Origin of the sequence: Aliivibrio sp. EL58, assembly GCF_900312675.1 — a bacterium.
Lineage (GTDB): Bacteria > Pseudomonadota > Gammaproteobacteria > Enterobacterales > Vibrionaceae > Aliivibrio.
The window spans coordinates 229,136-241,430 of sequence record NZ_OMPC01000006.1 but is presented as its reverse complement, the minus strand read 5'-3'; the positions used below and the strand labels follow the sequence as shown (position 1 = coordinate 241,430).

Genomic DNA, 12,295 nt, shown 5'->3' with positions numbered 1-12,295 from the left:
AAAAAGAAAAGGCGACCCAAATAGGTCGCCTTCTTTCTAATGGTGCTTGATTAACGCGAACGTCTTGTCAGTTCGATAACTCGAAGCTGTGCGATCGCTTTAGCCAAATCACTGGCCGCTTGAGCGAAGTTAATGTCGCCATGCTGATTCTTAATATTTTCCTCAGCCTTGCGTTTAGCTTCTTCTGCCTTAGCTGCGTCTAGGTCTTCACCACGGATTCCGGTATCTGCCAAAACAGTTGCCGAACCAGGTTGAACCTCAACCATGCCACCCGAGACATAAATGTACTCTTCGTGACCGTGTTGTTTAACAATACGCACCATACCAGGCGTGATAGCGGTCAGCAGCGGTGCGTGACCATGGAAAATACCAAGTTCACCTTCGCTTCCGCTCACCTGCATCGTTTCAACAAGTCCTGAGAATAATTTTTTCTCAGCACTTACAACGTCCAGGTGAAAGGTCATTGCTGCCATATCGCCTCCTAATCAGCCTTATAGCTTCTTCGCATTCTCAAGCGCATCTTCAATCTTACCGCAGTACATGAAGGCTTGCTCAGGAACGTCATCGTAATCACCAGCTAATAACCCTTTAAAGCCAGCTAATGTGTCTTTAAGTGGTACGTAAATACCTGGGTCGCCTGTGAATACTTCAGCTACGTGGTAAGGTTGAGTTAAGAACTTCTCAATCTTACGGGCACGAGATACAACTTGCTTATCTTCTTCAGATAGCTCGTCCATACCTAGGATAGCAATGATGTCTTTTAGCTCTTTATAACGCTGTAATGTAGATTGTACATTACGTGCGATATCATAGTGCTCTTGACCAACAACAAGTGGATCAAGTTGACGAGATGTTGAATCTAACGGGTCAATCGCAGGGTATAAACCCATTGATGCGATATTACGGTTAAGTACAACTGTCGCATCTAAGTGAGCAAACGTTGTTGCTGGAGATGGATCCGTTAAGTCATCCGCAGGTACATATACCGCTTGAACTGAAGTGATAGAACCACTACGAGTTGAAGTGATACGTTCCTGAAGAACACCCATCTCTTCAGCTAGTGTAGGTTGGTAACCTACCGCTGATGGCATACGACCTAGTAGAGCTGATACTTCAGTTCCGGCTAGTGTATAACGATAGATGTTATCAATGAATAGTAAAACGTCACGACCTTCGTCACGGAAACGCTCTGCCATTGTTAGACCAGTCAAAGCAACACGTAAACGGTTACCTGGTGGCTCATTCATTTGACCGTAAACCATCGCTACTTTTGATTCTTCAGGTTTTTCGATGTTTACAACACCAGCTTCCTGCATTTCAAAGTAGAAATCATTACCTTCACGAGTACGCTCACCTACACCTGCAAATACAGATAGGCCTGAGTGTTGTAGTGCGATGTTGTTGATAAGTTCCATCATGTTGACAGTCTTACCTACACCAGCACCACCGAATAGACCTATTTTACCACCCTTAGCGAATGGACAAATTAAATCGATTACTTTAACACCCGTTTCTAGAAGTTCAGTCGAGTTAGACTGCTCTTCGTAGCTAGGCGCTTCGCGGTGAATTGAATAATGCTCTTCAGCACCAATATCACCACACTCATCAATCGCGTCACCAAGAACGTTCATGATACGGCCTAATGTTTTAGTACCCACTGGAACTGTAATTGGCGCGCCAGTATTTTCTACTGCTAAGCCACGACGTAAACCATCTGAGCTACCCATAACGATTGCGCGTACAACGCCACCGCCGATTTGTTGTTGAACTTCAAGAACAAGACGTTCTTTTGCATCAACAACATTCAGAGCATCGTATACACGAGGTACACTGCCTTGTGGGAACTCTACATCGACTACCGCACCGATGATCTGTACGATCTTACCTGTAGTCATCGTTAATCCTCTAAACTGTTTAAATACCTATGCTTAAACCGCTGATGCGCCTGAAACAATTTCTGAAAGCTCTTGTGTAATCGCCGTTTGACGGGCTTTGTTATACACAAGTTGCAGTTCATCAATAATGTCACCAGCGTTATCAGTTGCCGCTTTCATCGCAATCATTCGCGCTACGTGTTCGCAGGCTAAATTCTCAACCACACCTTGATACACTTGTGATTCGACATATCGAACCAATAAGGCATCTAGTAATGGTTTTGGCTCGGGCTCATAAATATAGTCCCAAGAATGAGTGCGTTTCATTGCTTCATCTTCAGATTTAGGCAAAGGAAGTAATTGGTCAATTGTTGGCTCTTGTACCATTGTATTAATGAACTTATTACTCACTACATACAGGCGATCCAACTGGCCTTCATCATATTTCTTAAGCATCACACCAACAGTACCGATCAATTCTTCTAAACTAGGTTTATCACCTAGACCAGAGTTTTGAGCAATAACGTTGCCGCCATAACTATTAAAGAATGCTGTTGCTTTAGAACCGATAACGGCTAAATCAATTTCAACACCATCTTCTGACCATGTTTTCATTTCTGCCATGACTTTTTTAAACAAGTTAATGTTTAAGCCACCACACAAACCACGATCACTAGAAATAATAATGTAACCAACGCGCTTAGCTTCGCGCTCCTCAAGGTATGGATGTTTATACTCAAGGCTACCAAGCGCTAAATGACCGATTACTTTACGTATTGTCTCAGCATATGGACGAGACGCTGACATCGACTCTTGCGAGCGACGCATTTTAGAAGCGGCTACCATTTCCATTGCTTTCGTGATCTTTTGAGTGCTTTTTACACTCCCGATCTTGTTACGAATTTCTTTCGCACCGGCCATCGTTACTCTCCGTTTTCGGGTGACCCATTACAGGCCACCAACGAATTACCAGGTCTGGGTTGCTTTAAAGTCTTCAACCAGTTTAACAAACTGAGCTTCAACTTCTTTGTTCCAAGCACCCGATGAGTCGATCTCTGTTGCTAGATCGGCAAATTGACCACGAGCATACGACAGCAATGCTTCTTCGAAATCAGCAAGCTTAGAAAGCTCAACATCATTCAAATAGCCTTTCTCAGCTGTAAAGATAACTAAAGCTTGATCAAAAACAGACATTGGAGCGTACTGCTTTTGTTTCATTAGCTCAGTTACTTTCTCACCATGATCAAGTTGCTTTTTAGTCGCTTCATCAAGATCAGATGAGAACTGAGCAAACGCTGCAAGTTCACGGTACTGTGCAAGAGCAGTACGAATACCACCAGACAGTTTCTTAATGATCTTAGTTTGCGCAGCACCACCTACACGAGATACAGAGATACCTGGATCTACTGCAGGACGAACACCAGCGGTGAACAGTTCTGCTTGTAGGAAGATCTGACCATCAGTAATCGAGATTACGTTGGTTGGTACGAATGCAGATACGTCACCAGCTTGAGTTTCGATGATAGGTAGAGCAGTTAAAGAACCAGTTTTACCTTTCACTTCACCATTAGTGAATTTCTCAACATACGCTTCGCTTACACGAGCAGCACGCTCTAGTAGACGAGAGTGTAAATAGAAAACATCACCAGGGAACGCTTCACGACCCGGTGGACGTTTCAATAGTAGAGAAATCTGACGATAAGCTACCGCTTGTTTAGATAAGTCATCATAAACAATCAGAGCATCTTCACCGCGGTCACGGAAGTATTCACCCATCGCACAACCTGAATACGGAGCAAGATATTGCAGCGCAGCAGATTCAGAAGCAGATGCAACAACAACGATAGTGTTAGCTAGCGCACCATGCTCTTCTAATTTGCGAACTACGTTAGCAATTGTTGATGCCTTTTGGCCAATCGCAACATAGATAGAGAAAATACCAGAATTTTTCTGGTTAATGATCGCATCAATCGCCATTGCTGTTTTACCAGTCTGACGGTCACCGATGATTAGCTCACGCTGACCACGGCCGATAGGGATCATTGAATCCACTGACTTATAGCCAGTTTGTACAGGTTGGTCTACTGATTTACGATCGATTACACCAGGTGCAATCACTTCTACTGGAGAAGTCAATTTCGTATCAATAGGGCCTTTACCATCAATTGGTTCACCAAGTGTGTTTACAACACGACCTAGCATTTCAGGGCCTACTGGTACTTCAAGGATACGACCAGTACCTGTTACTTTCATGCCTTCCTGTAGGTTAGCATATGGGCCCATTACAACAGCACCAACTGAGTCACGCTCAAGGTTAAGTGCTAGCGCGTAACGGCCACCCGGTAATTCAATCATTTCGCCTTGCATAACGTCTGCAAGGCCGTGGATACGAATGATACCGTCGCTTACCGAAACGATTGTACCTTCGTTGCGAGCTTCACTTACAACGTTGAATTTTTCAATACGTTGTTTGATTAGATCGCTAATTTCCGTGGAATTAAGTTGCATGCTCCATTCCCCATCAAGACTGCAATGTTTCACTCAGGCGGTTCAAACGACCACGTGCTGAGTTATCAATGACTAGGTCTCCGGCTCGAATTATGACCCCAGCTAGTAGGGCCTCATCTACGCTACAATTCAGCTTCACTTTACGCTCTAAACGAGCTTCAAGTTTGGCACTAATGTCAGCTTTTTGCTGTTCTGTTAGTTCAACTGCTGAAATGACTTCAGCATCAATCATTTTTTCAAACTCATGTTTTAAAAAGATATATTGATCTAACACATCAGGTAGAACCTTCAAACGACCGTTTTCAGCCATTACATGAATCAGGTTCTGTCCAAACTCGTTCAATTGTTCACCACAAATTGAAATAAAGATTTCTGCCAGTTTCTCTGGAGCAATAGCACCATCAAGTAACTGAGCAACGTCTTCATTCTTTGTGACTTCTGAACAAAAAGTTAGCATTTGAACCCATTGGTCCAATTCATTCTTTTCGACCGCAAAGTCAAAAGCTGCTTTCGCGTAGGGGCGTGCGATGGTTGTCATTGTCGACATATCTTGGCCCCTTTTACTTACAATTTCGCAGTGATGTTATCAAGAATATCTTTCTGAGCTTCTACATCAATAGAACGCTCCAAGATTTTCTCGGCACCAATCACAGCCAGAGTTGCAACTTGTTTACGCAGTTCATCGCGAGCGCGTTTGCGTTCAGATTCAAGTTCAGCTTCACCTTGTGTAAGAATCTTCTGACGTTCTGTCAGAGCTTCTTCACGAGCTTCGTCTAAAATTTGACCTTTACGTTTGTTCGCTTGTTCGATGATCTCAGTTGCAGCGCGCTTTGCTTCTTTCAGTTGATCAGAAGCATTGGCTTGTGCCAAATCAAGGTCTTTAGCTGCGCGTTCAGCGGCAGATAAACCGTCAGCAATTAACTTCTGACGTGCCTCGATCGCTTCCATGATTGGTGGCCATACATATTTCATGCAGAACCAAACAAACAGTGCGAAAGCGATTGCTTGACCAAGCAGAGTTGCGTTCATATTCACAACAGCTACCCCTCGTTAAGAATCAGCTACAAAAATTCAATTAGCAAAAGGCTAGATTAGCCTGCTAGTTGACCAACAAATGGGTTAGCAAATGTGAATAGTAGCGCGATTACGATACCGATCATTGGAACCGCATCCAATAGACCAGCGATGATGAACATCTTAACTTGTAGCATTGGAGCCATTTCAGGTTGACGAGCTGCGCCTTCCAGAAACTTACCACCAAGAATAGCAAAACCAATTGCTGTACCTACAGCACAAAGACCAACAATAATAGCTACTGCGATAGCTGAAAAACTAAGAACGGTTTCCATTTATATTCTCCAATTGAATAGATAGAGTTGTATTAAAAATTTAAGATTAATGATCGCCATCTTCATGAGCCATTGACATATAAACTATCGTCAACATCATGAAAACAAATGCTTGGATTAAGATAACCAAAATATGGAAAATAGCCCAAGGTAACGCACCGACCCATTGTAAATACCAAGGTAACATTGCAGCGATTAGAATAAACACCACTTCACCAGCGAACATGTTACCAAACAGACGCATGCCTAAAGAAAGAGGTTTAGCAAGTAGCGAAACAACTTCAATAAGTAGGTTGAAAGGGATCATAATCCAGTGGTTAAACGGGTGTAATGCTAATTCTTTTGCAAAACCACCTAGTCCTTTTACTTTAATGCTGTAATAAATCATTAAAGCGAACACACCAAGAGCCATTGCCATTGTAATGTTTACATCAGCAGTAGGAACCACCTTAAGATAAGGAAGGCCTAACAACTGTTCAGCTGAGTAAGGTAAGAAGTCAATTGGAACTAAATCCATGACGTTCATAATTATTACCCAACAAAATATGGTTAAAGCTAGTGGAGCAACTAGAGGGTTTCGACCATGGAAAGTCTCTTTTACGTTGGTATCAACGAATTCAACTACCATTTCAACGAAACACTGTAATTTACCTGGTACTCCAGTTGTTGATTTCTTAGCTACAGAGCGAAATACCCAAAGGAATAACATCCCTGTTAGCACAGAAAAAAACAAGCTGTCTATATGCACATTCCAAAAACTTAATTCATCAACAATGCCAAATTTCCCTAATGAGAGATTTTGCAGGTGATGATTAATATATTCAGTAGGCGTTGACGCAGACATAACTTTTCCTATTTCCTGTTGTTAATAAAGAAAACTGGTGCAAAGATATTACTACCCAGTACCAGCAAATAGGTTAGTTTGAGGGGAACAAGTTCCACCTCCGTATACACGTAAACAATAGAAAATAAGACAATTGTTATAAGAATTTTAAGCACTTCACCCAGATAGAAAAAAGCAGCAACCATTTTAGCGGCTCTTGCCCCACTGAACATAAATGCACATTTTGAAAACACTGAATTAGCGATAATAAAAATACTACCACCAACTAATGCTGACATTCCCCAACTAGCACTAACGGCTATGCTCATCCCTATTGCCATAACTGTAGTGACACTAAGCTGAATCAATAACAATCGCTTTGCAAGCAAACGCCCTGGTTTCGCTAGCGTAACTACCATGTATTCTTCCTTTAAAGCATCTTTGCCTTGATATAAATCAACACAAGACGAAGATTTTGCAAAAATTATACGTTGCACCCATATGAATGCAATCAAATAGCATTAAAAAGTTACATTTATGAGAACAATGCAGTAACTTTTACGACGTAAAATACGATTTCACTTTGAAACACTGTTTTATATCACACTTCGCTTTCTAGCTTTGCGATTAGTAGCTCTAATTTGTGAGCCTCGTCAAAGGTAATCGTTACCTTGCCTTTACCTGATGAATTTCGGCTTATCATTACTTTTGAGCCAAGTGTTGATGATAGTTTATCTGAAATCGCCATCATTTCGGTATCAATAGCTTTAGGTTGCTCTTCTTTTTCTGGCGCAAGTAACTCTTTTACTTTTTGCTCAGTTTGACGAACCGTCAGCTTTTTCTCAATGACCAAATGAGCAAGTTCGATCTGTTGTTCGCTCTCTAATGCTAATAACGCACGAGCATGGCCCATCTCTAGTAATTTCTGTTCAACCAGTTTTTTAACTTCACTTGTAAGTGCATTAAGGCGCAACAAGTTGGTTACCGTTGTACGAGACTTACCAATGACTTCTGAGATTTGTTGATGAGTTAATTCAAACTCTTGCTGTAAGCGCTCTAGTGCTTGCGCTTCCTCAATCACGTTCAAATCTTCACGCTGAATATTTTCAATTAATGCCATCGCAATAACCGCTTTATCTTCAACAGATTTAACAACACAAGGAACCTGTTTTAAGCCGGCTTTCTTTGCGGCACGAAAACGTCTTTCGCCAGCAATGATCTCATATTGTTGTTCAGCAACTTGGCGGACAACAATCGGTTGAATAATTCCTTGAGAACGAATGGAAGCTGAAAGTTCTTCTAATGCGTCTTCTTCCATTGTTTTTCTTGGTTGATATTGTCCAGCACTAAGCTGATGAATACCCAGCTCAACCAATTGAGTATCTTTTGAAAGTGTTTCACTTTTTTCGGCACTCGCTTGTTTCTCACGAGCCAGTGAACTTGTTGCTAATAGCGCATCTAATCCTTTGCCTAAACCACGTTTATTACCCATGAATTTCTGTTTCCCTTTCTTTTTCCATTTCGTCACGGCGAATTATCTCTCCGGCAAGAGCTAAGTAAGCTTTTGCACCATTTGAGTATTTATCATAATACATTGCAGGTTTACCATGACTAGGCGCTTCTGCTAAACGCACATTTCGAGGGATGACAGTCCGATACACTTTATCACCAAAATGCTTTTTTAATTGATCAGAGACATCATTGGCTAAACGATTGCGAGGATCGAACATGGTTCTTAATAATCCTTCGATCTTTAAATCGGCATTCACAACAGCGGCCAATTTACCAATAGTGTCAATTAAAGCGGTTAGCCCTTCGAGTGCATAATATTCGCACTGCATAGGAACTAATACAGAATCCGATGCTGCCATGGCGTTAATTGTAAGGAGATTTAGAGCAGGAGGGCAATCAATAAAGATGAAATCATAGTTACCACGAATTGGGTAGATCATGTTGCGCAAGCGAACCTCTCGCGCAAACACTTCCATTAATTTGATTTCAGCAGCGGTGATATCACCATTTGCTGCTATCAAATCATAACCGCCAGAGGTCTCCTCAATTACGACCTTTTCAAAAGGAACTTCGTCAACCAACAACTCATACGCAGTTGCATCCACATCGTATTTATCAACACCACTAGCCATAGTGGCGTTACCTTGAGCATCAAGGTCAATAAGTAACACTTTTCGATGTGTTGCAGCCATAGATGCAGCTAAATTTACAGCTGTTGTTGTCTTACCTACGCCACCTTTTTGGTTCGCAATCGAGATAACTCTTCCCACACTAACCTCTTATTCCATTATTTTTTTCCGATTAGAGTCACTAAATGCCTTTCGCCCTCTAACTCGGGAACAATTAAAGCGGCAACGTCTTTGACTGAGCACCATTCAGGAAGATCATTTGCTTCATCTTCTGAGTAGATCCCTTTTAATGCCAAAAACACACCATCTTCTTCTTTTGGAAGATGATGACACCAATTCACCATGTCTGTCATTGATGCAAACGCACGACTTAGGACTGCATCAAATTTTTCTTCAGGTTGAAACTCTTCAACACGACTTTGGATTGGCGTAACGTTGGTAATTTTTAATTCGTGAATCACTTGTTTAATAAAACGAATTCGCTTACCCAAGCTATCTAGCAAAGTAAATGATTTCTCAGGATTCATAATCGCTAATGGGATCCCAGGTAAACCAGGACCCGTACCAACATCAATAAAACGCTCACCAGATAGTTTTGGACTAACCACAATACTATCTAAGATATGTTTAATAACCATTTCACTTGGGTTTCTAACCGACGTTAAGTTATACGCTTTATTCCATTTATGAAGTAGAGCAACATAGCCAAGTAATTGTTCTTTTTGCAATTCAGAGACAGTTAGCTCTGTTTGAGCAATTAATAGATCGAATTGTTGTGATAAATCGGTCATGTTATGCCCCTTTCTTTAATAAACCGTGTTTCTTTAAATGAACCAATAAAATAGAAATTGCAGCCGGTGTGATGCCTGAAATACGAGAAGCAATACCAAGCGTTTCTGGTTTTGCATCACTTAATTTAGCAACAACTTCATTCGACAACCCTTTCACTTTACTGTATTCCAAATCAAGTGGCAGTTTTGTATTTTCATGGCGTAATGATTTTTCAATTTCATCACGTTGACGCTGAATATAACCCGCATATTTTACTTGGATTTCAACTTGCTCAGACGCTTGAGAATCTTCAATTGCAGGTGCAAAGTTTTCCAGTGAAACCAATGTTGAATACGTTACTTCAGGACGGCGAAGAAGATCCTCTCCACTTGCTTCACGTACGATCGGTGTTTTCAGGATCGAATTCACTTGATCAATGTTTTCTGATTTAGGGTTGATCCAAATATCTTTTAAGCGTTGACGCTCTTTTTCAATATTTTCCACTTTTTCATTAAATCGAGCCCAACGAGCATCATCAACTAAGCCAAGTTCACGACCTTGTTCTGTTAAACGTAGATCCGCATTATCTTCACGTAAAGACAAACGATATTCGGCACGCGATGTGAACATACGGTAGGGTTCTTTAGTACCAAGCGTTGATAAATCATCAATTAATACTCCCATGTACGCTTCATCACGACGTGGGCTCCAGCCTTCTTTGCCTTGAGCAAACAAACTTGCATTAAGACCGGCCATTAAACCTTGAGCAGCTGCTTCTTCGTAACCGGTTGTACCATTGATTTGGCCAGCAAAGAATAAACCTTCAATAAATTTGGTTTCGTAAGTTGATTTTAAATCACGAGGATCAAAGAAATCATACTCAATTGCGTAACCTGGACGCACGATGTGTGCATTTTCAAACCCTTTCATTGAGCGAACAATTTGTAATTGAACATCGAATGGTAAGCTGGTTGAAATGCCATTTGGGTATAATTCGTGAGTCGTTAAACCTTCTGGTTCAATAAAAATTTGGTGACTGTCTTTGTCTGCAAAGCGCATCACTTTATCTTCAATTGAAGGGCAATAACGAGGACCAATACCCTCGATAACGCCAGCATACATAGGGCTGCGATCAAGGTTTTTACGAATTACATCGTGTGTTTTTTCATTGGTATGAGTGATAAAACAGTTGATCTGTTTTGGCTGTTGCTCACGGCTACCCATAAATGAAAATACAGGGGTAGGGTTGTCACCTGGCTGTGCTTCTAAATTTGAAAAATCTACAGTACGAGCATCAATACGTGGTGGAGTACCTGTTTTTAGGCGATCGATCCTAAATGGACGATCTCGTAAACGTTGAGCAAGAGTGATCGAAGAAGGATCCCCTGCGCGGCCTCCTGAGAAATTTTCCATGCCAATATGTATCTGACCCCCTAAAAAGGTACCAGCCGTTAATACAACGGATTTAGCACGGAATTTAAGGCCCATTTGAGTAACAGCACCGATAACTTTATCGTTTTCAATGATCAGATCATCTACTGCTTGCTGAAATAGGGTTAGGTTTGGTTGGTTTTCCAATACTGAACGAACATACGCTTTGTATAAGGCTCTATCTGCTTGAGCGCGTGTTGCTCGAACCGCTGGGCCTTTAGAAGCATTTAGTGTTCTAAACTGAATACCGGCATGATCAGTGGCTTGTGCCATTAATCCACCTAAAGCATCCACTTCTTTTACCAAATGGCCTTTGCCGATCCCACCGATAGCAGGATTACATGACATTTGACCTAATGTGTCGATGTTATGCGTGAGTAGAAGTGTCTTTTGTCCTGTTCTTGCAGCTGCTAATGCTGCTTCAGTACCAGCATGACCACCGCCAATAACAATGACATCAAAGTTTTCTTGGTAAAACATGAGTTGACCTTAGGTGTTATGAAAATAGTGAGAAGAATTTAATTTTAAGAGATCCATTTTACCCTTTTTCTAGCTTGGAAAGAAATGAAAAAGTGACGAAGTTCAAAAAATAAAGATCACTTAATATATATAAGATCTTTTAAAGAGATCTCTTATTAGATCTATTATATAGATCGTCGATCTCTGTGGATAAGTAGTAAATGATCAATAGGATCATATACTTTAGTAAGATCCTAAGTTGTGATGAATCTTTGATCTTCGATCGGACTGCTTGAGGATAAAAGAAGTACTTATCCACAAGGGGGTAGGGCGTTAGATCTTATTCAATGGATAACTATAACTTGATCACTGGATCATTGCCTAGTTATCCACATAGTAGCAGTTTTCTATTTAATAACTTTAACTGATAAATACATACAAAAAATTAACAAATATGTTGTTTTAACCACAATTCAGCAGGCTCTTCAGGAATACTATGTTGAGTTACATCTATCTCTAAAAGTGGGAATTTCTCTATCGCACCTAATTCAATCAATGTATTTTGTAATGATTTTCCTGCTGCACAGAAGGTGTCATAGCTTGAATCACCAATAGCAACGATAGCAAACGAGACTTTTGAAAGATGTTGAGCTTGCTCTGTGAGTTGTTGAATAAAAGGCTTTATATTGTCTGGATAATCACCAGCACCATGGGTGGATATGGCAATAATCCAGAGACTATCTATGTCTATTTCATTCAAATTTGGTTGATTATGGATATCTGTCGCAAACTCCATCTCTTCTAATAAATCGGCAAGGTGATCGCCAACGTACTCAGCGCCACCAAGGGTGCTTCCTGTAATAATAGATACGTTTTTCATGAATTTTTCCTATAAAAAATGGGCCATAATAGCCCATGATTGTTGGTGTGATTTGGGGG

At 41.0% G+C, this 12,295-nt stretch carries 14 protein-coding genes; all 14 read right to left on the bottom strand.

Annotated features, from left to right (window positions below; all coding sequences use genetic code 11):
• Positions 1 to 50: 50 nt before the first annotated feature.
• Positions 51 to 473, bottom strand: a complete 423-nt coding sequence (locus tag ED622_RS08450) for a F0F1 ATP synthase subunit epsilon (RefSeq protein WP_122033456.1) — start codon at positions 471 to 473, stop codon at positions 51 to 53.
• A gap of 18 nt (positions 474 to 491) precedes the next feature.
• Entirely contained in the window at positions 492 to 1,895 is a 1,404-nt protein-coding gene (gene atpD, locus ED622_RS08445) for a F0F1 ATP synthase subunit beta (RefSeq protein ID WP_122033455.1), read from the bottom strand.
• A 33-nt stretch (positions 1,896 to 1,928) separates the two neighbouring features.
• A complete protein-coding gene (atpG, locus tag ED622_RS08440) occupies positions 1,929 to 2,795 on the bottom strand; it encodes a F0F1 ATP synthase subunit gamma (protein WP_122033454.1) in 867 nt (288 codons plus the stop codon).
• Positions 2,796 to 2,840: 45 nt separating this feature from the next.
• Positions 2,841 to 4,382, bottom strand: a complete 1,542-nt coding sequence (gene atpA, locus ED622_RS08435) for a F0F1 ATP synthase subunit alpha (protein WP_122033453.1) — start codon at positions 4,380 to 4,382, stop codon at positions 2,841 to 2,843.
• Positions 4,383 to 4,395: 13 nt separating this feature from the next.
• Positions 4,396 to 4,929 carry a F0F1 ATP synthase subunit delta gene (gene atpH, locus ED622_RS08430; protein WP_122033452.1) on the bottom strand — a complete coding sequence of 178 codons (534 nt, stop codon included), beginning with the start codon at positions 4,927 to 4,929 and terminating at the stop codon, positions 4,396 to 4,398.
• Positions 4,930 to 4,946: 17 nt separating this feature from the next.
• On the bottom strand, positions 4,947 to 5,417 hold the full coding sequence (gene atpF / locus ED622_RS08425) for a F0F1 ATP synthase subunit B (protein ID WP_162922486.1): 471 nt from the start codon (positions 5,415 to 5,417) through the stop codon (positions 4,947 to 4,949).
• Between the two features lie 56 nt (positions 5,418 to 5,473).
• Positions 5,474 to 5,731: a F0F1 ATP synthase subunit C gene (atpE, locus tag ED622_RS08420; protein ID WP_004411110.1), complete on the bottom strand. Its 258-nt coding sequence runs from the start codon at positions 5,729 to 5,731 to the stop codon at positions 5,474 to 5,476.
• Positions 5,732 to 5,777: 46 nt separating this feature from the next.
• A complete protein-coding gene (gene atpB / locus ED622_RS08415; RefSeq protein ID WP_122033450.1) occupies positions 5,778 to 6,575 on the bottom strand; it encodes a F0F1 ATP synthase subunit A in 798 nt (265 codons plus the stop codon).
• 8 nt (positions 6,576 to 6,583) lie between these two features.
• Positions 6,584 to 6,973 carry a F0F1 ATP synthase subunit I gene (locus tag ED622_RS08410; protein WP_122033449.1) on the bottom strand — a complete coding sequence of 130 codons (390 nt, stop codon included), beginning with the start codon at positions 6,971 to 6,973 and terminating at the stop codon, positions 6,584 to 6,586.
• A gap of 182 nt (positions 6,974 to 7,155) precedes the next feature.
• The gene (locus ED622_RS08405; protein ID WP_122033448.1) at positions 7,156 to 8,046 is read right to left on the bottom strand and encodes a ParB/RepB/Spo0J family partition protein; all 891 of its coding nucleotides are present in this window, start codon (positions 8,044 to 8,046) and stop codon (positions 7,156 to 7,158) included.
• Entirely contained in the window at positions 8,039 to 8,836 is a 798-nt protein-coding gene (locus tag ED622_RS08400) for a ParA family protein (RefSeq protein WP_122033447.1), read from the bottom strand. The genes ED622_RS08405 and ED622_RS08400 overlap by 8 nt, the downstream gene beginning before the upstream one ends.
• Positions 8,837 to 8,853: 17 nt before the next feature.
• On the bottom strand, positions 8,854 to 9,486 hold the full coding sequence (gene rsmG / locus ED622_RS08395; protein ID WP_122033446.1) for a 16S rRNA (guanine(527)-N(7))-methyltransferase RsmG: 633 nt from the start codon (positions 9,484 to 9,486) through the stop codon (positions 8,854 to 8,856).
• A gap of 1 nt (position 9,487) precedes the next feature.
• Positions 9,488 to 11,377, bottom strand: coding sequence for a tRNA uridine-5-carboxymethylaminomethyl(34) synthesis enzyme MnmG (gene mnmG / locus ED622_RS08390; protein WP_122033445.1), 1,890 nt, complete (start codon positions 11,375 to 11,377; stop codon positions 9,488 to 9,490).
• A 424-nt stretch (positions 11,378 to 11,801) separates the two neighbouring features.
• Positions 11,802 to 12,236: an FMN-binding protein MioC gene (mioC, locus tag ED622_RS08385; RefSeq protein WP_122033444.1), complete on the bottom strand. Its 435-nt coding sequence runs from the start codon at positions 12,234 to 12,236 to the stop codon at positions 11,802 to 11,804.
• Positions 12,237 to 12,295: the final 59 nt, after the last annotated feature.

Coding starts and splice junctions, on each gene's coding strand:
- ED622_RS08450 (WP_122033456.1), bottom strand. CDS start 473: ATGGCAGCAATGACCTTTCACCTGGACGTTGTAAGTGCTGAGAAAAAA.
- atpD (WP_122033455.1), bottom strand. CDS start 1,895: ATGACTACAGGTAAGATCGTACAGATCATCGGTGCGGTAGTCGATGTA.
- atpG (WP_122033454.1), bottom strand. CDS start 2,795: ATGGCCGGTGCGAAAGAAATTCGTAACAAGATCGGGAGTGTAAAAAGC.
- atpA (WP_122033453.1), bottom strand. CDS start 4,382: ATGCAACTTAATTCCACGGAAATTAGCGATCTAATCAAACAACGTATT.
- atpH (WP_122033452.1), bottom strand. CDS start 4,929: ATGTCGACAATGACAACCATCGCACGCCCCTACGCGAAAGCAGCTTTT.
- atpE (WP_004411110.1), bottom strand. CDS start 5,731: ATGGAAACCGTTCTTAGTTTTTCAGCTATCGCAGTAGCTATTATTGTT.
- atpB (WP_122033450.1), bottom strand. CDS start 6,575: ATGTCTGCGTCAACGCCTACTGAATATATTAATCATCACCTGCAAAAT.
- ED622_RS08410 (WP_122033449.1), bottom strand. CDS start 6,973: ATGGTAGTTACGCTAGCGAAACCAGGGCGTTTGCTTGCAAAGCGATTG.
- ED622_RS08405 (WP_122033448.1), bottom strand. CDS start 8,046: ATGGGTAATAAACGTGGTTTAGGCAAAGGATTAGATGCGCTATTAGCA.
- rsmG (WP_122033446.1), bottom strand. CDS start 9,486: ATGACCGATTTATCACAACAATTCGATCTATTAATTGCTCAAACAGAG.
- mnmG (WP_122033445.1), bottom strand. CDS start 11,377: ATGTTTTACCAAGAAAACTTTGATGTCATTGTTATTGGCGGTGGTCAT.
- mioC (WP_122033444.1), bottom strand. CDS start 12,236: ATGAAAAACGTATCTATTATTACAGGAAGCACCCTTGGTGGCGCTGAG.